The organism is Streptomyces sp. NPDC001137 (assembly GCF_040298885.1).
Taxonomy (GTDB): Bacteria; Actinomycetota; Actinomycetes; order Streptomycetales; family Streptomycetaceae; genus Streptomyces.
The window spans coordinates 411,660-431,121 of sequence record NZ_JBEPBA010000006.1 but is presented as its reverse complement, the minus strand read 5'-3'; the positions used below and the strand labels follow the sequence as shown (position 1 = coordinate 431,121).

Sequence of the window (19,462 nt, the reverse complement as noted above, 5' to 3'; positions counted from 1 at the left end):
CAGTCGGCCTGTTGTCGACGCGCGCCGGCTCATGCGTGTTTACGGTGTACGTGATGCGGTGGCCAGCCTGGTCACAGGGTGAGGAGGCAGGCGCATGGCACGTGACTCCGGGGTCGGCCAAGCACGCCGCGCCAGCGATCGCGGCCGCTACGGCAGGCTCAACCGCGAGCGCGTCCTGGGCGCCGCCCTGGCGCTGGTGGATCGCGAAGGGCTCTCCGCGCTGAGCATGCGGCGGCTGGGTGCCGAGCTCGGGGTGGAGGCGATGGCGCTCTACCGGTATGCGGCGAGCAAGGACGCCCTCCTCGACGGCTTGGTCGAAGCCCTCTATCTGGAGCTCGAGGAACGCCTGACCGCCGAGTCGGGCACAGCGGCCGGGGCGCGGTCATGGCGCAGCGAGCTGCACCGCATCGCCCGCGCCACCTACGAGGTCTGCCTCGCACACCCCCAAGCCGTCCCACTGCTCACCACCCGCATGCTCGCCGTCCCGCTCGCGCGTCGTCCGCTCGCCGTGCTCAAGGACCACGAGAGGGTGCTCGCGCTGCTCAGGGAGGCCGGGCTCGACGACGCCGGTACGGCAGCCGTCTTCCGGGCCTTCACGGCCTGGCTGCTGGGCTATGTGTCCGTGGAGCTGCGGCCCATGGTGGACAACCCCGACGAGCAGGACCCGGCGTTCCGCCTCGGCCTGCACCGCATGCCGCCCCAGGAACTGCCCGGGCTCCGCGAGGCGGCCCCCGCCCTCACCGAGCCGGGCGGACCGGAGGGCCTTGCGGCGGGCCTGGACGCCCTGCTCGACGGGTTCGGGGAGATCGCCGGGAAGTAGGCATCCGCCGGAACGTACTCTTCTACGGCCGGCTGATGATGGTCCTTCACCGCCTGTTCGAGAGTGCACGCGGGAAGCTGTACGAGATGCGGCTCGTCGGCCACGAGCTACGGGTGCTCCGGCAGCGGACGGACCTCGACGGCGGCGGATGACGGCCGAGACGGGGTAGCAACGGGGCCCGTCAACCGCCACAGGCTGAGCGGATCTTGTAGAACGTGCTCAGATACTTCGCGTGGTACGACGCGCTGGCGATCCGCACGATCGCCTCGTCCGCCGAGCGCAGCGACGAGCCGGTCAGGTTGGCGCTGCCCGTGTAGACGCGCGGTGTGATGTCGCCGCCGAAGGAGCCGTCGATCAGGATCTCCTTGTTGTGCGGGCGGACGTCGATTCCCGGGCCGTTAGGGATACGGCATCTGCGGTGCTGGATGCCGGCGTTGGTCAGTTTGCCGGTGATCCTGCTGTCGCTCTCGGCGTAGATGACGTCGATCCAACAGCCCCTGCCCCGTAGCTGGGCCAGTTTGTCGGCGACCTGGACGCGCGAGCCCTGGAAGCTGTGCATCACGATGCGGATGTCGGTCTGGTGCCGATTCCCGTCCGCGCCGGTGTAGTGGCAGGCGACCTCGTCCAGCGAGTTGACGATGGTGTCGGTGGACGGGTTGTTGTACGAGGAGTCACCGCGGGGGAAGAAGAAGCCGCGGTAGGCCGAGCCGGTCGGGGTGGAGAAGTACACGTGGTTGTTGCCGCCGGGGAGTGCGCGCGCGGTGCGCTGTTTCCCGTGGTACGAGGCGTAGCCGTCGTACACGGCGCCGTTCGTGAAGGTCACGGAGTCGTTGAAGGACTCGACCTTGTACCAGTCGGAGAGGTTCGAGGAGGTCTGGAAGACCACCTTCGAGTAGCTGGTGCCGTCGTCGAAGGGCCCGATCCTCGAGAAGATGAAGAACTTGTTGTGGTTGTAGGCGGGCTCGGGCGGGGCGACGCTCAGACAGCCGCGCTCGACCTCGTCCACGCCGTCCTGATCCTCGAACTTGTCGTCGCAGACGACGATCCAGGAGCGGGCCGCGTCGTTGGTTCCGAGCCCCGCCCGCAGCGACCGGAAGGCCGGATTGGGGAACTCCTTGCTGTCACCGTCCACGTAGGTCGAGTCGTCGACGATGATCCTTACGTTCACACCGCGCCGGTGGGCGGCGAGCAGCGCGTCGGCGACGTCCTGGTCCTGGAACTCGTGCATCGAGCCGCGGATCGTCGCTCCGGCGGGCGTCGCGTCGATCAGCCGGATGAGCTGGGTGAAGATCGCGCCCTGCTGCGCCGGCGTACCCAGGGGGTCGTTGAACACGGGCCCGTTGATGACGGGCTTGGTCAGTGCGGCGGCCGGTGTCGCACCGCCGACGAGGAGGGCGGCCACCAGATACAGCACGACGGCGACGAGCCGCAGCGCTCGGAGCGGACGGATCGGGCGCGGGACCGCAGTCGAACGGGTCATCTTCGCCTTCCTCGAGGTGAGTGCACGAGCGTTTCAGGCATGACCAGCTCAGTCGGATCACGGCGGCAGGACAATCACTTTGCGTCGTATGAGCCCGGGCGGCGGCGGGAGATCAGTCGTTCGGAGCAGTCGGTGTGCTCCACGAGTGGTGCGCGCCCGGCCTCGGCGCCCTGCGCACGGCACGGGTGGCCGTCCGGCGGCGACACCGGACGGCCACCCGTCTGAGAGGCGCCGTCAGCTCTTGCCGAGGAGCCGCCAGATCTGGTTCCTCTTGTTGTTCAGCGCGCTCGCCGGGTCACAGGTCCACTGGTGGATCAGCGCGCCGGGTGTGGTCGAGACCCCGCTGACGTCCACGCACTTGCCGCTGTGCACCGCGACCAGCTGGTAGTCCTTGCTGTTGCCGAGCGCGGTGACCGGGTTGAGGGTGAACATCTGGTTCGTGCTGCCGCTGCAGGTCCACTGGATGACGGCGGCGCCGTCGGCCGTGGAGGCACCCGAGACGTCCAGGCACTTGCCGCTGTGCTCATTCACGATGGTGTAGGTGTTCGCCCGTCCGGCGACCGGCTTGAAGTCCAGCATCTGCTGGTAGCCGCCCTCGCAGGAGTACTGCTGGTACTGCGTGCCGTCGCTGGTGCTGAGGTTGGTGTCGTCCAGGCACTGACCACTGTGCTGGGCCACCGCGACAGTGGAGACGGTGGTGTTCGACGGCGGCAGCAGCGTGACCGTGTAGCCGTCCGCGGAGTCCGTCCACGGCACGCTCACCGAGGCCGAGTTCCCGTTCACGGTCAGGGTCTGGTCCAAGACCGTCACCGGACCCGTCACCGCACCGCCGCCGTTGTTCGGTATGCGCTGGACTATCGCGCGCACCCGGCTGTTCTCCACGACCGAGGTGGTGTCGAGACGGTTGAGGCTGACGGTGACATTGCCGGTGTTGGCATTGCTGCCCAGCAGGATCTTCGCGTTCCGCGCGGAGTTGTCCTTCGTCGCCAGCCCGTCGGTGTTCGTACCGGGCGTGAGGTTCACGATGTTTCCGGTCTGGGAGCCGTAGTACCGGTACAGGAACCACTCGCCGAGCGGCAGGTACTGGCCGGAGCTGTTCTTGGTGAGCAGGTTGGCCGCGTAGTCGTGCAGGCTGGGGCCCCCTCCCCAGTTGGAGCGCAGGCCGTCGGCGCCGGCCCGCTCCAGGCGGCTGATGAACCAGCCGCCGCCACCGGGGTTCTGCTGTTCGCGCCCTGCGTACTCATTGATCTGGTACGGGCGGGTGTTGGTCAGGCCCGCGGCGGCGATGGTCGAGTTGGCGTTGCTGACGGCCGGGACGGGGTCGTGCGGGATCGCATGCCAGCTGTAGATGTCGGGGGCGACGTTGTTGGCCTTGACGTAGTTCAGGTAGGTGGTCCACCAGGTGTTGGAGGCGCTGGGCGGGTTGGCCATGCTGGGGCCGACGATGAGCTGACCGGGGAGGTTGGCCCGCACGGCGGCGTGGAACCGCGACCACATCTGAAGATACTGGCTCTGGGACCGGCCCCAGAAGCCGCTGAGTTCCGGCTCGTTCCACAGGTCCCACTCCACCGTCATGTTGTTGGCCTTGACGTCGGAGATGAGCTGGTTGACGAAGTTGTCGAACAGCGTCCAGTTGCCGTTGTCGCCGGGAAAGCCCTGGCTGGTGGTGCCGTCGGCGCCCCACAGGTCGTGCGGCAGGATGACGAACGTGCCGCCGAGCGCCTTGGTGCGCTTGTACTGGGCGAGGGTGGCGTTCCAGCGGGTCTGGTAGTCAGCGAGGCTGGTGGCGTAGCCGCCACCGTTGAGCTGGGCGCCGCCGGCCCGCTCGAAGTGCCACTTGATGTCCTTGAAGAAGTGGTCCGGCGGCAGCGACCCGTCGGGAGTCAGCCCGTAGATCATGCCCGAAGCGCGGTAGGTGGGGGCGCCACCGGCGACGGAGAAGTCGACGGCGACGGTGGTGTCGGCGGCCTGTGACGGGCCGGCGGGCACCAGGGTGGCGGCCAGGGTGGCCAGGAGGACGGCCGCGGACGAGATGGCTCGGCGTCTGGTGCGCGATGCGCGTCCGGGCGGTGCGGAGGAGAGCGACTTCATTGTGCGGCTCCTAACAGGGTGGGGGAAAGGACCGGGGACTGAACGGCCCCCGGAGCTCGCGTGAGGCAGCCGGTCAGCGGCCGCCCCGGTGTGCGTGGGCTTCGGCCAGCAGGAGGTAGCTGCTGGCGGTCCAGGTGTAGGCGCGGTCGCGCAGGCCCGTTCCGGTGAGGGCGTCGAAGTTCTCGGCGAACCCGTGGGCTTCGCACAGGGCGCGGAAGCGGGCGCTGACGTCGTCGGCCAGCCGGTGGTGGCCGGCCCGGCGCAGGCCGTCCTCGACCAGGACGGTGGCGGGGGCCCAGATCGGGCCGCGCCAGTAGCCGTCGGCGAGGTAGTGCGGGGACGTGGTCAGTTCGGTGGCCAGGCCGTACGGGGTGAGGTGTGCCTTGATGTGGTCGGCCAGCGCGCTGCTGACCTCGCCGGGCAGGTGCTCGCCCAGCACGATGGGCATCAGGTCGAGGAGACTGGCGCTGCTCCAGGTGTCCCCACTGGCGGCTCCCCTGGCGACGAACCGTTCGCCGGTCCAGAGCTGGTCGAGCAGTTCCGCCTGTGTCTCCTCGGCCACGGCCGTCCATCGGCGCGCCGCATCCGCCTCGCCCAACTCCCCTGCCAGATCGGCGAGTTCGCGCAGCTGGAGCACGAGGAAGGCGGCCAGGTCGGCGGTGACGACCACCCGCTCGGGGTCGAAGGTGGTGGCGTTGTCCCAGCCGCTGTCGTTGCCGTGCTGGTAGTAGGGCAGTTCGGCCCCCGGGGCTCGTCGTGCGGTGAGCCAGAAGTTCGTCCAGCGCTCCAACTGGGCGTACGCCTTGGACAGTTGAGTCCGGTCGAGAGGTGTCTGGACACGGCGGCGCAGGTGGCCGAAGGCCCAGCCGTGGATGGGAGGCTTGACGAAGTTGTAGAGGACCTCGGAGTGGGTGACCGAGTCGGGCAAAGCGCCGCTGTCGTCCTGGTGGTCGAAGGGCAGGGCGAACTGGTCCAGAGCCAGTTCGGGGCAACCCGGCGCCAGCGCAAGGGCGTTGAAGCAGTGGTCCCAGCTCCACACCTTGTCCATCCAGTGCTTGGACATCAGCACGGCGGGCCGGGTGACCAGGCCCGTCGGCCGTACGGTCGCCGACCAGACGACGTAGGCGGCGAGTTCGGCGGCCGGCGTGGCGGACGAACGCCAGGGGGCCACCGCGTCGACGAACTCCGCGAACCCGCCCTGTGCCCCGGCCACGATCTCGTCGAAGGTCGCCGAGGACGCGTACGGCGGGCGGGCGGTGTCGAGCTCCTCGACCGCGATCTCCCAACCGCCGCCCGGCTCCGCGGTGATGGCCAGACCGCGGTCGGCACTGCCCAGGGCCTGGGTTCCGGCCGCCTCGGCAAGGGAGCCGGACAGCACGGTGACGCGGTAGCGCCGTCCTGTCTCGTACGACGTGAAGACGTGCGCGTCCGCCACCGGGTCGTGGAAGAAGTACGTCCCGCTGAACGGAGTCAGGGCCTGCGCAGCGGCAGACAACCCGAAGCCCAGGCCGCTCCCCCGCAGCCGTACGGTGTCCGGCGACTCGTAGGCGAGGTCGACACGCCCGCTCTCACCGGTCCAGCTGAGCAGGCCCGGTGTCGCCTCGACACGGCTCTCGGCGCGATCGCCGTTCGCCGGGTTCAGAGGGACCAGACGCAGAACGCCGTGCATGCCGTTCTGGTGCGAGACGAGGTGGAGATCCTCGGCGTAGGTCTTCTCCGCGATCACGGGCGAGATGTCGAACCAGGATCCGTAGGTACTGAACGGGATGTCGTGGACGGAGAAGGCCGGGCCGGACGGGGCGGCGGTCATGGTGGCGTGACTCGTTTCTGGGGACAGGGGCAGCAGTCGACCGACAACTGGCCGGTTTCTGTGGTGGGTTGGGGGGCTCAGTCCTTGACGGCGCCCGCGGTCACGCCGGCGGCGACGTAGCGCTGGGCGAGGACGAGGATCACCGCGGCCGGCAGCGAGGCCACGACGGCGGTGGCCATGATGGCGTTCCACTGCTGGTTGTTGTTGCCGATGTAGTGGTAGATGCCGAGGGTGATCGGCTCGTGGGCGCCGCCGTTGACCAGGGTGCTGGCGAAGACGAAGTCGGACCAGGACCACAGGAAGGCGAACAGGGACACCGTGACGACGGCGTTGCGGCTCATCGGCAGCACCACGGACCAGAAGGTCCGCAGCGCCATCGCCCCGTCCACCTGCGCGGCCTGGAGGAGTTCGCCGGGGATGCCGGACATGAACGCCGTGAAGATCAGCACCGCGAACGGGACGGCCAGGGTGGAGTCGGCGACGATGAGGCCGGGAACGGACTGGAGCAGCCCGAGCTGGAGGTAGACGGCGTAGAAGCCCATCGCCATGATGATGCCGGGGATCATCTGCGCGGCCAGCAGGACGAAGCTGAGGATGCCGCCGCCGCGCGGGCGCAGCTTGGCCAGCGCGTAGCCGGCGGGCGCGGCCAGGACCACGGTCAGCAGGACGGTGCCCAGGCCGATCACGAGGCTGGTGCCGAGATAGGGCAACTGCTCGTCCAGGACGGTGCGGTAGCCGGCCAGGGTGCCGTGCAGGGGCAGCAGGTCCGGTGGGCTCTTGCGCATGTCCTGGTCGCGGGTGAGGGACACGTTGAGCATCCAGTACACCGGGAAGAGCATGATCGCGGTCAGTACGACACCGATCGTGGTCTTCACCCACGTACGCCTGCGGATGCGGCTCATGACAGGGCCTGCTTTCTCTGCACCCGGACGTAGACCAGCCCGAAGACGAGCGCGGCGACCACGAGCAGGTTGCCGACGGCCGCGCCCGGGCCGAAGGCCGGCAGGAGGTTGCCGAAGCCGAGCTGGTAGGACCAGGTGGCGAAGGTGGTGGAGGAGTCGGCCGGACCGCCCTTGGTCATGATCCAGATGATGTCGAAGACCTTGAGCGTGTAGACCAGCCCGAGCAGCAGGGTGATCGCGGACACCGGGCGCAGCAGCGGGAAGGTGATGCTCCAGAACCGGCGCCAGGCACCCGCTCCGTCCAGCGCTGCGGCCTCGTACAGGCCGGCCGGGATGGACTGCAGACCGCTGTAGAGCACGACCAGGTTGAAGGGGACGCCGATCCAGATGTTCGCGATGATCACCGAGGTCAGTGACCAGGACGGCGAGGTCAGCCAGTTCACGGAGTCGATGCCGACGGCGTGCAGGGCGGCGTTGACGATGCCGGAGTCGGTGTTGAGCATCCATGACCAGGTGGACGCCGACACGATCAGCGGCAGCAGCCACGGTACGAGGAAGAGGGCGCGCAGGGTCGCGGAGAGCCGGAAGTGCTGGTTGAAGAAGACCGCGAGGGCGAGCCCGATGGCGTACTGGAAGACCAGGCAGACCGCGGTGAAGAGGGCGGTGTGCAGCAGGGACGGGGCGAAGGTGGGGTTGTCGAAGACGGTGCGGTAGTTGGCGAGGCCGGTGAAGGGTGCGTCGCCCTGGACGAAGGAGCGGACGGTGTAGTTGCGCAGGCTCAGGTCGATGTTGCGGTAGAGCGGATAGGCGTAGAAGAGGACGAGGTAGAGGGTCACCGGGGCGAGGAATCCCCAGGCGGCCCCCTGGGTGGAGGCGGGCCGGTGGCGTTTCCTGGTGCGGGCCGGGGGCGGGGCGGCGGTGGCCGCCCCGTTCCGGTCGTCCGCGGGCCGGTGGTCCGGCGGACGGGTCGTCTGCTTCAGCTGCTTCATGGGGCTCATGTCACTTGGCCGCGGCCTGCGCCGAACTCAGCGCGTCCTTGGGCGACTTGGAGCCGCTGAGGGCGGACTGGACGGCCTTCCACATCTGCTCGGAGATCTTGGGGTACTTGGTGCCCAGGTCGTCACTGGTGCGGCCCTTGGCGGCCTTGACGGCGTCGACCCACGGCTTCAGATCGGCGTTCGCGGCCACCTGCTTGGCCTGGACCTCGCTGGTGGGGGCCACGTAGGACAGGGTGGTGTCGGTGTTGTAGAGGTTGTCGCCGCTGGTCAGACAGGTCACCAGCTTCTGGGAGGTGGCGTAGCGGCCGCTGTCCTTCTGGACCGGGACGGTGACGAACTCGCCGCCGGTGGGTGCCGCCGCGCTGCCGCCCGTGGCCGCGGGGATGGGCAGGACGCCGTAGTCGAAACCGGCCTTCTTGGCGCCCGCGAGCTGCCAGGTGCCGTTCTCGCTGAACGCGTAGTCGCCGCTGGCGAACTCCTGCCAGCTGGTGGTCTGGGTGTTGTTGAGCACCGAGTTGGGGGCGTAGCCCTGCTTGAGCCAGTCCTTCCAGAGGGAGAGCGCGGACACGGCCTGGGAGGAGTCGAGTTCGGTCAGCTTGGCGCCCGAGCCCCAGAACCAGGGCAGGAACTGGAAGCTGCCCTCCTCGGTGCCGATCGCGGAGAAGGTGATGCCCTTCTTGCCGGCCTTCTTGACCTTCGCCAGGGCCGCCGTCAGCGAGGTCCAGTCCTTGATGGAGGCGACGTCCACGCCGGCCTTCTTCAGCACCTCCTTGTTGTAGTAGAGGGCCAGGGTGTTGGCGCCGATCGGCGTGCCGTAGGTCTTGCCGCCGGACTGGCCGGCCGCGAGCAGGTTGGGGTCGACCTTCGAGGTGTCCAGCTTGTTGTCGTCGGTCGTGGTGAGCACGCCCGCCTCGGCGAGGGTGGACACCACCGGGTTGTCGACGATGAGGACGTCCGGGGAGTTGCCCTGCTGCGCCGCCAGCAGCGTCTTGTTGCCCAGGTCACTGGTGTCGAAGGCGGTCCGCTTGACCTTCACTCCGGCCTTGGTGCCGCACTGGTCCAGCAGCTTCGCCCAGTCCGAGGTCTTGTCGAACTGCGGGTACGGGTCCCAGATCGTGTACGTGCCGCCGCCGGCGCCCTTGGTGTCGGTGCTGCCCGAGCCGGAGGAGCAGGCGGTGGCGGAGACGGCCACGGCGAGCGCGGTCACGGCCGCGGCGGTCAGACGGCGCTGTCTGGAGAAGCTGTTCATGGCGAGGGTTCCTTTGTTCTGGGCATGCGGGTGCCGAGGGCACGGGTGGGTGAAGGCATGGGTGGTGCAGGCCCGTCCCGGCAGCGCGAGAACAGGCGGGCACGACGAACGGCGCCGTGTCGAGCGGTGCGAACGGCCGGTGATGTGAAAGGAGTTGAGGAGTACTACGGGGGCGTGGTCAGGGCGCGGTGACGGTGCCGGCGGGACCGGTGCTGGCCCGCAGGGAGATCGGCGGTGCGAGGAGGTGGTGGCGGGGTGGTGCGTCGGGGTGGTCGAGCCGTTCCACCAGCAGGTCGACGGCGCGCCGGCCCATCTCCTCCGCCGGTACGTCGGCCGCGGTGAGCTGCGGGGTCACCGTCTCCGCCCAGCGGCTGGCGACGACCCCGGTGACGGAGAAGTCGCGCGGCACATGGCGGCCGGCCTGGGCGAGTCCCCGGTAGAGGCCGCCGAGAGCCGCCTCGTTCAGGGTGACCAGGCCGGTGGTGGCCGGGTCGTCGTGCAGGATCTGTTCCAGGCAGGCCTGCCCGGCTGCCGCGTCGTCCCCGCAGCAGTACGTCCTGACGGTCAGCCCGCGTTCGGCCGCGGCCTTGGTGAAGCCGTCCAGGCCGCGGTGTGCGGACTCGTACCCGGCCCGCAGCAGTTGCTCGGGGCGGTTGACGAAGGCGATCCGGCGGTGGCCGAGGTCCGCCAGGTGGTGGACGCACGCCGCCGCCAGCGCGGTGTGGTCCAGGCCGACCCACCAGCCGCCCTCCGGGTGGGCGGTGCGGCCGATGGCGACGGAGGGAAAGCCCAGCTCGGCCAGGTGGTCGACCCGGTCGTCCGCGAGCCTGATCTCCATCAGGATCGCGCCGTCGACCCGCCGCTCCCCCAGCAGCCGCTGGAAGGAGCGGTCGCTGTCGACGCCGCTGGGTGAGAGCAGTACGTCGTAGTCGTAGGCCGCGGCGGCCTCCACCACGCTGCCGATGAAGTCGAGCTGCATGCCGGTGTAGTGGTTGCCGGCGGGCGGGAAGACGAGGCCGAGGGTGCTGGTGCGGCCGTTGGCGAGGGCGCGGGCGCTGGCGTTCGGGCGGTAGCCGAGCTCGTCGATGACCTGCTGGATCTTCCGGCGGGTGTCGTCCGAGACCGGGCGTTTGCCGCTGAGCGCGTAGGAGACGGTGCTCCGCGAGACACCGGCCCGGCGGGCGATCTCTCCGATGTTCACGGGCGGCTCCTTGCTCGAAATCCTGCTCGAACCCTGCTCGAACCGGTTCGGCTCCTCGGTGGACAGCGTAGGCGCAAAGCCGGGCATCGAACCGGTTCGCGTGAAGTGAAGGTAGGAATCCGACCGACGCCTGTCAACACCCCTGACAACACTGCCGCACCCGCCAGAAGGTCCGGATTTCTTAGGGCGGGAGGGATTGCTGGCCCGGATTCCCGGTGCTAGCTTCCCCGAACCGGTTCGATGACCGATCGGAGCCGCAACTTCCGTCGGCTGTACGCGCTTCCCTCGCATGTGCGGTCATGGAAATCGAACCGGTTCGATGCATGCCGATACGCCGATACACAAGGATTGAGGACGCAATCCATGCCATCCGCTGACAGATCCGCCCGGCGCCGGGCCCCCGCCGCCATGGGGCTGGCTCTCGGTGCGGGCCTGCTGGCCGCACCGGCCGTCCCCGCGCAGGCAGCCGATACGCCCCAGCCCGCCGCCCACTACACCTTCGACCAGGACGACCCCGCCTCCGGCCGGATCACCGACAGCTCCGGCAACGGGCTGACGGCGACCCTGGTGAACGGCTCCACCGCGCAGTCCGTCGCGGGCTCGGACGGCGGCAGGGCGCTGTCCCTGCCGGGCGGGGCGCCCACCTCGGACGGCGCGTACGTCCGCCTCCCCCGCGAAGTGCTCGGTGACGCAAGCGACCTGACGGTCTCGGCCCGGGTGAAGTGGAGCGGGGACAAGTCGGCCTGGCAGCGGATCTTCGATCTGGGCACCGACACCACCAAGTACCTGTTCACGACGCCGTACAACGGCAGTGTGCTGCGGACCGCCGTGACCACCGGCGGAGGGGGCGCGGAGGCACAGGTCTCCGGGTACGCGCCGCTGCCCGCCGACGGCTGGCGGACCGTCACCGTCACCCTCGACACCGCCGCCCACCGGGTCACCACCTACCTCGACGGGGTGGCGGTCTCCTCCGCCGCGACGAACGTCAGGGCCAAGGATCTGCTGGACGGCTCGGCCACCGCGGCCGGCTACATCGGCAAGTCCTTCTACCCGGACCCGCTGCTCAAGGGCGCGGTCGACGACTTCACGGTCTGGCACTCGGCGCTCACCGCGGAGCAGGTGGCCGGCACCGTCGGGACGCTTCCCATCCTCGATCAGCTCTCGCAGACCTCCTTCGAGGTCCGTACGACGACCGGGACGGCTCCATCCCTGCCCGCAGCCGTCCGCTCCTCCTTCTCCGACGGCTACGACCGCGACACCCCGGTCACCTGGGACGCCGTACCGGCGGAGAAGTACGCGCAGCCGGGCACCTTCACGGTGGCCGGAACAGCCGCCGGACGCGCGGTGAAGGCGACCGTCACCGTGGTCCGCGAGGGAGCCCTGACCGTCGACCTCGGCTCGGACACCGGCAGGTTCCACGGCGGTGCCTCCGGCACCCTCTACGGCGTGTACGGGCCGGGCGTCCCCACCAACAACCTCATCGAGGGCATGGGCCTGCGCACGGTCTCCACCAAGGCGCAGGACGGTCCGCAGCACCCCGGCGCCGACGCACTGGACGTGGTCGAGCCGCTGGCCGACTCCACCGACGGCGACGTGTACATCTACATGACGGACATCCACCGCGGGTTCCCGTACGAGTGGCCCGGCGACACCCCCGCGGAGAAGCTCAAGCTCTACGAGCAGAAGATCGCGGGGCAGGTCGACCAGGTCCTGCGGCTGCCGAAGCAGTACCAGGACAACATCGTCTTCGTGCCGTTCAACGAGCCCGAGGGCAACATGTTCGGCACCGGCGAGTGGAGCTACGACAAGGTCAGCTGGCTGAGCGACCCCAAGGACTACTTCGCCGCCTGGGACTCCGCCTACCGGCTCATCAAGGGCAAGATGCCGGACGCCCGGATAGCCGGTCCCAACACCAGCATCCTGTACGACCAGGTGAAGGGCTTCCTCACGCACACCCTGGCCGCCGGCACCCTCCCGGACGTCATCACCTGGCACGAGCTGAGCCACCCGGAGGCGGTGCGCGAGAGCGTCGCCAAGTACCGGGCCTGGGAGAAGGACCTGTTCAAGGGAACCTCCCGCGAGGGAACCCAACTTCCCGTCAACATCAACGAGTACGCCTTCAACTACCACACCTCCGTCCCCGGCCAGATGATCCAGTGGGTGTCCGCGATCGAGGAGTCCAAGGTGGACGCCGACATCGCGTACTGGAACATCGACGGCAACCTCTCCGACTCCGCGGTGCAGTCGGGCCGCGGCAACGGCCAGTGGTGGCTGCTGCACTCGTACGCCTCGATGAGCGGGCACACCGTGAAGGTGACCCCGCCGTTCCCGGGCCGGAACTACACCATGCAGGGCGTGGCCACGCTCGACGAGAAGAAGAAGCAGGCCCGGCTGATCTTCGGCGGCTCGACCGGCAAGGGTCACATCACCTTCGCAGGCATCCCGAAGAAGGTCTTCGGGGACCAGGTCCACGCCTGGGTGCGGGAGATCGACTGGAGCGGGCAGATCGGCGACAACTCCGGCCCGAAGCTGCTGGCGGAGACGAACCTGAAGGTCGGTGCCGACGGTAGGGCCGTCGTGGACTTCGGCGAGGGCACACTGCCGAAGCTGAAGGAGTCCTCGGCGTACGAGATCGTCCTCAGCCCGGCCGGGAAGGCCAAGGGCACGCAGTCCGCGCCCGTGCGCTGGCAGGGGTCGTACGAGGCGGAGGACGCAGCCCACACCGGATCCGGCTACTCCAAGAACGGTCCGGAGGGGTCGACGACCGACGTGTCGAAGTTCTACACCTCCGGCGGCTACGACGTCGGCGGCTTGCGCACCGGATCGGACGTGACGCTCGGCTTCGCCGTGGACGTCCCCGAGGACGGCACGTACGACCTGAGCGTCTTCGCCAACTCCCTCAACACCTTCGACAAGGTGAAGGAACAGGGCCCCACCAACGTCTTCCTGCGGGTGGACGGACAGGCCGACAGCGAGCAGGAGTTGTATCTGCCGCTCGGCTACAAGTGGGTGGTGTGGGACCACACCGACACCAAGGTGCATCTCACCAAGGGCAGGCACACCCTGACGCTCGCCGCGAAGAGCCTCGACGGCAAGCGCACCACCAAGGGCGACGCCATCGTCGACCGCCTCACCCTGTCCCTGCCGGACCCGTCGGCGGCCACCCAGGTCCACGAGGGCGAGCTGGCCTGGCTGGGCGGCGGGGCGCGGCCCGTCTACGACCTGCCGAAGCAGGCCACAACCCCCGCCACGGGCTCGGGCGCGGCCCGGCTCGCGAAGGGCCAGACGGCCACGTTCTGGGTCTACTCCCCCGCCGACCGCGAGGCCACCCTCGGCATCGACACCCTCGGCGCCGCGGACGCCCGTCTGTCGGTCAACGGGCACGACGTCCTGCACGTGACCAAGGCGAGGAACCAGGTCGCCGTCTCCCTCTCGGGCGGCATCAACAAGGTGACGCTGACCGGCGGTTCGACCGCCACCCTCGTCGACCGGCTGAGGGTCACGCCCACCGAAGGCACACTCAAGACACGCACGTACGAGGCGCAGGACGCCAAGCTGGCGGGCTCGGCCGCGCTGACCTCGCTGCCCCTGGCGACCGACGGTACGGCGATCACCGGCATCGGCGGCGCTCCCGGCAACGGCAACACGGCGACGTTCACCGTCGCCGCGGACAACCCCGGCCTGTACGCCCTGCGCATCCGCTACTCGAACCCCGAACAGTCCGAGGCCACGCACTACAACCCTGACCCGCTGGCCCGCCACGCCGACCTCACCGTCAACGGCGGCACGATGCAGCGCGTCAGCTTCCCGCACACCTTCCACCAGGACAACTTCTGGGAACTGACCGTCCCCGTCCACCTCGAGAAGGGACAGAACACGCTCACCTTCCGCTCCGAGGAACTGCCGAACTTCGACGGCACGACATACGCCTCGGACACCTTCCCGGGAGTGCTGCTCCGCTCCCGCTACGCACCGCTGATCGACCGGCTCGTCGTGGCGCCGTATGCGGGGCAGGTGCGATGAGCCGACCGCCGGGAGCGTGAGCAGAGGCCCGGTTCCGCCGCCGGGAGGCGGAACCGGGCCTTTGGCGTTTCCGGCGGGGCGCCGGTCGCCGGGGCGGTGGAGCACGGCGGGGGCCGGCGACGGGGAACGTCAGCGCGCCCTCGGCCTTCAGTGGCGGCGCCTGAGCGCGGGTGTTCGACCAGGCGGAGGCCGAAGGCGGGTCACGTCGTGCCGCGGACATTCAGGGTCGGTGTCAGGACGATAGGGGGTGGCAGTTCGCCTGCGAGGAGTTGTTCGACCTGGTGGATGGCCAGTTCACCCAGGCGTCGCTTGTCGAGGTGGACGGTGGTCAGGGGCGGGTCGACCAGATCGACGACACTCAGCCCGTCGTAGCCGACCAGTGCGCAGTCCTCCGGTACGTGGACCCCGAGCCGTCGGGCGGCCCGGAGCGCGCCGATCGCGACCAGGTCGTTGAAGGCGACCACGGCGGTCAGGTCCGGTCGCGCGGTGTACAGCGCCTCGAACCCGGCGGCACCCCCGGCCGGGGACTGCTCGGCCATGACGATCCAGCCTTCGTCGACCGGCAGCGCGTATTCGGTGGCGACTTCGAGGAAGGTGCGGTGCCGCACCTGCGGGGCGCTCAAGCACTCGCAGTCGATCATGCCGATCCGGCGATGACCACGGTCGACGAGGTGCTGCAGCCCGGCCCGGATTCCCGTCGCGGTGTCGATGTGGACCAACGCGTGGTTCGACGAGTCCAGCCCGCGATCGACCAGGACCAGCGGCGTGGTGCCCACATACGGCTCGAGCTGCTCATCGGGATGGCTGATGTAGCCGACGAGAGCGTCGACCTGCTGGCCGAGTGAGCGGACCAGGGCCAGCTCCCGGGTCCGGTCGTTCTCGGTGCTGGCCACGAGCACCTGCCAGTCGCGCTCGTCCGCGGCCGCGATCACTCCTGCCACGAACTCCGGGAAGAAGGGGTTGACCACGTCGGGAACGACGAGCCCGACGGACACGACGTCAGGGCGGACCAGCCCCCGGCCGAACCGGCTGGGCCGGTACCGCAACTGCCTGGCGACATCGAGCACGCGTTGCTGAGTTGCCGGGTCGATCTCCCCCTTGCCGTTGATCGCCCGGGAGACCGTCTGATGCGACACGCCCGCCGCCTGGGCGACGTCGCGGAGCGTGACGCGCTTGACGGCTTTCACACCCCGCGCCCGCCCCTGGTCTTCCGTTCCCCGCTGTCCGGCCACGCTGCCCACTCACTTCTGTTCCTGTGCCGCCCTGTCTCCAAGTCAATCAGGTTCACCGGACGGCCGCGCCATCGCCGTCCGGCTGCGGGCGTTGACGGAATCTCCTCCCCTGGGCAAGAATCTCGTTAACGGTCACGTTACCGGTAACGGAGCAAGCGAAGGAGAGCACAGTGGCTTCATCGAGGGGCCCTCTACCGCACGAGCCCCACCCGGTGTTCCGCGGCCTGTTCAGCGGCTGGCACGCAAAGGCCGGCGCCTTTTCGGCGCTGCCGGACGCACCTGTGGAACCGGACGACCCGCAGCCCTGGTGGCGGCAACTCCGAGTTCGGCGGCAGAAGCCGAGCAGTGGTGGTTCTTCGATCGATTGGTCCACGGCGCGTCCCCGGGGCTGCCCTGCTCCCAGCGGGGACAGTCCGAGCTGACCAGACCGCGCCCGCAGGGCCGCCGCCTGCGCCGACACCACCACTTCCCGGCAGCTCCTCGACCTGCTCACCGCAGGCAACTCCGAAAGGCCTGCGGCCCCGGCTTCCGAGACTGCCCCTTCATGCGGACCCCATAGGGTAGCCCGATGTTCGATCGTTTGGAGATCCGCGTAGTGCCGCCGGGACCGCGGTTCGCTGCCCAGGTGCGGTTCTGGGTCAACGGCGAGGACGTGATCGAAGGGCCTGTCGGCGAGGGCGGCCGTGGGCCGTTCGCGGCCGACCTGCTGCCTGCCGGCCGGCCAAGCCTCCTGCGGGCGACCGGCGAGGCACGCCGGCTGGAGGTGGGGGAACCGCAGTGCACGGGCGGTTGCTGCGGTTTCCTGTCCGTCGTCGTGCAACGGTTCAAGGACGTCGTGCAGTGGTCGGACTGGGAGGTTCCGCAAGCCCCCGCCTCTCCGCCGACGGAATTCCACTTCGACGCCGGCCAGTACGACGCCGAGGTGGCTCGCGCCGAGGCAGACCGGTGGTGGCAGGTCCACGCGTAGTCCGGCACGGCGCACTTCCGGTCCAGACAGCCATGGCCCCGGCCCGCGTGGCGGGCGAGCCGGGTGGCCACGGAGAGATCGATACTCCCCGCATCCACGGCGCCGAGACGGCATGATCAATGGATGGAAGCCGTGGAAGACCCGACAGGCGGTGGCGACGTGGATGAGCGGGCGGACATCTCGTCGGCGAAAGACGCTGCGAACGACCCGCTGGTGCTGGCGTTCGGAAGGCTGCAGGGCGCGGCGAACCGACTGGAGTACATCCTGGGGCGCGCCCTGGAGGAGGAGTGCGGGATCAGCCACCTGATGTTCGAGGTGCTGCTGATCCTGGGGCGGGCGGGCGAGCCGGGCCTGTCGATGCGGGCCATCGCCCAGGAGCAGGTGCTGACCACGGGCGGCGCCACCCGCCTGGTGGACCGGATGGAGGCGGCCGGGCTGGTGGAGCGCGCCGAGGATCCCGGCGACCGGCGCGGCCGGCTGGTGTGCCTCACGGAGTCGGGCGAGCAGACCGCGGTGCGTGCCTCGCGACTGCACGTGGAGAACATCCGCCGCTACTTCCTGGCACCTTTGCCCGCGGAGGATCGCGAGCGGTTCGCCGAAGACCTGCGCATCCTCAGCCACTCGGCCCGGGACGTACTGCCACGCCTGCCCTGAAGGGCGCCTGAGCCCGCACCACGGGGCATGTGGTCGGCGCCACACGTGCAGGGAAATATCTGACGCGTCAGTTACTGTTTTGTCAGGCGAGACGCTCGCAGTCGGCGGGCGCGCCATCACCTTGCCGAGGTCTTCGATGAAACTGGTCTACGTCTTCGACGCCTACTGCGGTTGGTCGCACGGCTTCTCCGGAACGCTGCTCGAGGTCGTCTCCCGTCACCCCGACCTCCCGGTGGAGGTGGTCTCCGGTGGCCTGTTCACCGGTGCGCGCCGGGTGCCGATCCGGGAGTTCGGCTACGTCCAGGGCGCGAACGCCAAGATCGCCGACGTGACCGGCGCCGAGTTCGGCGAGGCCTACGAGCGGCTGATCGCCGACGGTTCGTTCGTGATGGACTCGGAGGCGGCCGCGCGCGGTGTCGCCGCCCTGCGCCAGGCAGCTCCCGCCCGCGCAGCGGAACTGGCCGCCGCCCTGCAGGGTGTCTTCTACGTCGACGGCCTCAGCCTCTCCGACCCGGCCACCTACCGGAAGGTCGCGGAGAAGGCCGGGCTGGACGCCGACGCCGTCGTCGCCGCCTTCGAGGGTGCCGAGGCGCGGCAGGCCGCCGAGGCCGACTTCCGCCGGGCCGCCGAACTCGGCGTCACCGGCTTCCCCACCCTCCTCGCCGTCGACGACGAACGCGTCATCCCCGTGGCGTACGGCCGCGCCGACGTCGACGAGATCGACCGGCAGCTCACCGCCCTGCACGCCGCCTGAGCGCCTCCCCGTCCCCACCCGGTCAACTCCCCTCAAGGAGCCATCCATGAGCACCCTGTCCTTCAAGGTCCTCGACCTGGACTTCCCCGCCGGCAGCAAGAACAAGACCGCCACGCTCGTCACCGGCGAGAACGAGGCACTGCTGGTGGACGCCGGCTTCACCCGCGCCGACGGCCACCGCCTGGTCGCCGAGGTCCTCGACTCCGGCAAGACGCTGACGACCGTCTTCATCTCCCACGGCGACCCCGACTTCTACTTCGGCGCCGAGGTGATCGCCGACGCCTTCCCCGAGGCGAAGTTCGTCGCCACGCCAATCGTCATCGAGCACATCCGGCACTCCTACGAGGGCAAGCTCAAGGCCTGGGCCGCGCTGGGCCCGAACCTGCCCACCCGCCTCGTCGACCTCGAGCCCCTGACCGGCGACCTGACCCTGGAGGGCCACCGCTTCGAGCTCAAGGGCGGCCCGGCCGGACTGCCCGACCGCCACTACCTGTGGCAGGCCGAGCACCGCGCCCTGCTCGGCGGTGTCCTGCTCTTCCAGCAGGAGCACGTCTGGGTCGCCGACACCCCCACCCCCGGCGACCGCGCCGCCTGGATCGACCTGCTCGACGAAATGGCCGCCCTCGACCCGGAGTTGGTCGTCCCCGGCCACCGTCTCCCGGAGGCACCCGCCGACGCCTCCGCCATCGCCGCCACCCGCGCCTACCTGCTCGCCTTCGAGGAGGAGCTGGGCAAGGCGGCGGACGGGGCAGCCCTGACCGAGGCCCTCATCAAGCGCTACCCGGACAACGGCATGCAGATCGCCGCCCAGATCGGCGCGAAGGTCGCCAAGGGCGAGATGAAGTGGGGCTGACCATGGCCGAGTTCGCCACTTCCACCGCCCCGGCCGACGTCGTACGCCGTCAGTACCTGGCCTCCGCGGCCGGCGACCTGGCCGCCCTGCGTGCCACCCTCGCCCCCGACGTGGAGTGGACGGAGATGGCCGGCTTCCCGCTGGCCGGCACCTATCGCACCCCCGACGGCGTCACCTCCAACGTCATGGAGAAGCTCGGCAAGGACTGGGACGGCTGGACCGCCCACGACGACACCTACGTCGTCGACGGCGAGAACGTCGTCGTCCTCGCGCGCTACACGGCCGTGAACAAGGCCACGAGCAAGCCGATCGACGTCCGTGTGGCGCACCACTTCGTCGTCCGTGGTGGCCTGATCGTCCGCTTCGAACAGTTCGTGGACACCGCGCTCGTGCGCGAGGCCATGATCCCCTGAGACAGCCCGAGGCGG

15 protein-coding genes and 1 pseudogene are annotated in these 19,462 nt (G+C 69.6%); 8 read left to right on the top strand and 8 right to left on the bottom strand.

The features are described 5' to 3' along the window. Positions 1 to 94: 94 nt before the first annotated feature. Entirely contained in the window at positions 95 to 820 is a 726-nt protein-coding gene (locus ABT254_RS15450; protein ID WP_351469084.1) for a TetR/AcrR family transcriptional regulator, read from the top strand. 20 nt (positions 821 to 840) lie between these two features. Next, positions 841 to 972, top strand: a pseudogene (locus tag ABT254_RS15445) (glycoside hydrolase); the annotation flags it as partial. Positions 973 to 1,001: 29 nt separating this feature from the next. On the opposite strand, the gene ABT254_RS15440 reads toward ABT254_RS15445, so the two are convergent. The 7 genes from ABT254_RS15440 to ABT254_RS15410 all read right to left on the bottom strand — a co-directional run bounded on the left by ABT254_RS15440 (position 1,002) and on the right by ABT254_RS15410 (position 10,551). Next, positions 1,002 to 2,300 carry a phospholipase D-like domain-containing protein gene (locus ABT254_RS15440; protein WP_351469081.1) on the bottom strand — a complete coding sequence of 433 codons (1,299 nt, stop codon included), beginning with the start codon at positions 2,298 to 2,300 and terminating at the stop codon, positions 1,002 to 1,004. A 234-nt stretch (positions 2,301 to 2,534) separates the two neighbouring features. Next, positions 2,535 to 4,391 (bottom strand): RICIN domain-containing protein, encoded by a 1,857-nt coding sequence (locus tag ABT254_RS15435; protein ID WP_351469078.1) that lies wholly within the window; start codon positions 4,389 to 4,391, stop codon positions 2,535 to 2,537. A gap of 73 nt (positions 4,392 to 4,464) precedes the next feature. After that, positions 4,465 to 6,201, bottom strand: coding sequence for an amylo-alpha-1,6-glucosidase (locus ABT254_RS15430; RefSeq protein WP_351469075.1), 1,737 nt, complete (start codon positions 6,199 to 6,201; stop codon positions 4,465 to 4,467). Positions 6,202 to 6,278: 77 nt separating this feature from the next. Further along, on the bottom strand, positions 6,279 to 7,103 hold the full coding sequence (locus ABT254_RS15425; RefSeq protein WP_351469072.1) for a carbohydrate ABC transporter permease: 825 nt from the start codon (positions 7,101 to 7,103) through the stop codon (positions 6,279 to 6,281). Continuing rightward, positions 7,100 to 8,092, bottom strand: a complete 993-nt coding sequence (locus ABT254_RS15420; RefSeq protein WP_351469070.1) for a carbohydrate ABC transporter permease — start codon at positions 8,090 to 8,092, stop codon at positions 7,100 to 7,102. The genes ABT254_RS15425 and ABT254_RS15420 overlap by 4 nt, the downstream gene beginning before the upstream one ends. A 10-nt stretch (positions 8,093 to 8,102) precedes the next feature. Continuing rightward, positions 8,103 to 9,350 carry a sugar ABC transporter substrate-binding protein gene (locus tag ABT254_RS15415; RefSeq protein WP_351469067.1) on the bottom strand — a complete coding sequence of 416 codons (1,248 nt, stop codon included), beginning with the start codon at positions 9,348 to 9,350 and terminating at the stop codon, positions 8,103 to 8,105. 178 nt (positions 9,351 to 9,528) lie between these two features. Continuing rightward, positions 9,529 to 10,551, bottom strand: coding sequence for a LacI family DNA-binding transcriptional regulator (locus ABT254_RS15410; RefSeq protein WP_351469064.1), 1,023 nt, complete (start codon positions 10,549 to 10,551; stop codon positions 9,529 to 9,531). Positions 10,552 to 10,959: 408 nt separating this feature from the next. Between ABT254_RS15410 and ABT254_RS15405 the strand changes: the two genes are divergently transcribed. Next, entirely contained in the window at positions 10,960 to 14,574 is a 3,615-nt protein-coding gene (locus ABT254_RS15405) for a LamG-like jellyroll fold domain-containing protein (RefSeq protein WP_351469160.1), read from the top strand. 200 nt (positions 14,575 to 14,774) lie between these two features. Here the strand turns inward: ABT254_RS15405 and ABT254_RS15400 are convergent, their stop codons facing one another. Further along, positions 14,775 to 15,761 (bottom strand): LacI family DNA-binding transcriptional regulator, encoded by a 987-nt coding sequence (locus ABT254_RS15400; protein ID WP_351469061.1) that lies wholly within the window; start codon positions 15,759 to 15,761, stop codon positions 14,775 to 14,777. A gap of 613 nt (positions 15,762 to 16,374) precedes the next feature. Here ABT254_RS15400 and ABT254_RS15395 point away from each other — a divergent pair. The 5 genes from ABT254_RS15395 (at position 16,375) to ABT254_RS15375 (ending at position 19,447) form a co-directional block, all read left to right on the top strand. After that, on the top strand, positions 16,375 to 16,773 hold the full coding sequence (locus ABT254_RS15395; protein ID WP_351469058.1) for a hypothetical protein: 399 nt from the start codon (positions 16,375 to 16,377) through the stop codon (positions 16,771 to 16,773). 159 nt (positions 16,774 to 16,932) lie between these two features. Next, positions 16,933 to 17,427: a MarR family winged helix-turn-helix transcriptional regulator gene (locus ABT254_RS15390; RefSeq protein WP_351469157.1), complete on the top strand. Its 495-nt coding sequence runs from the start codon at positions 16,933 to 16,935 to the stop codon at positions 17,425 to 17,427. Positions 17,428 to 17,563: 136 nt separating this feature from the next. Then, on the top strand, positions 17,564 to 18,181 hold the full coding sequence (locus ABT254_RS15385) for a DsbA family protein (RefSeq protein WP_351469055.1): 618 nt from the start codon (positions 17,564 to 17,566) through the stop codon (positions 18,179 to 18,181). A 46-nt stretch (positions 18,182 to 18,227) separates the two neighbouring features. Then, on the top strand, positions 18,228 to 19,034 hold the full coding sequence (locus tag ABT254_RS15380; RefSeq protein WP_351469052.1) for an MBL fold metallo-hydrolase: 807 nt from the start codon (positions 18,228 to 18,230) through the stop codon (positions 19,032 to 19,034). Positions 19,035 to 19,036: 2 nt separating this feature from the next. Further along, positions 19,037 to 19,447, top strand: coding sequence for a nuclear transport factor 2 family protein (locus ABT254_RS15375; RefSeq protein WP_351469049.1), 411 nt, complete (start codon positions 19,037 to 19,039; stop codon positions 19,445 to 19,447). Positions 19,448 to 19,462: the final 15 nt, after the last annotated feature.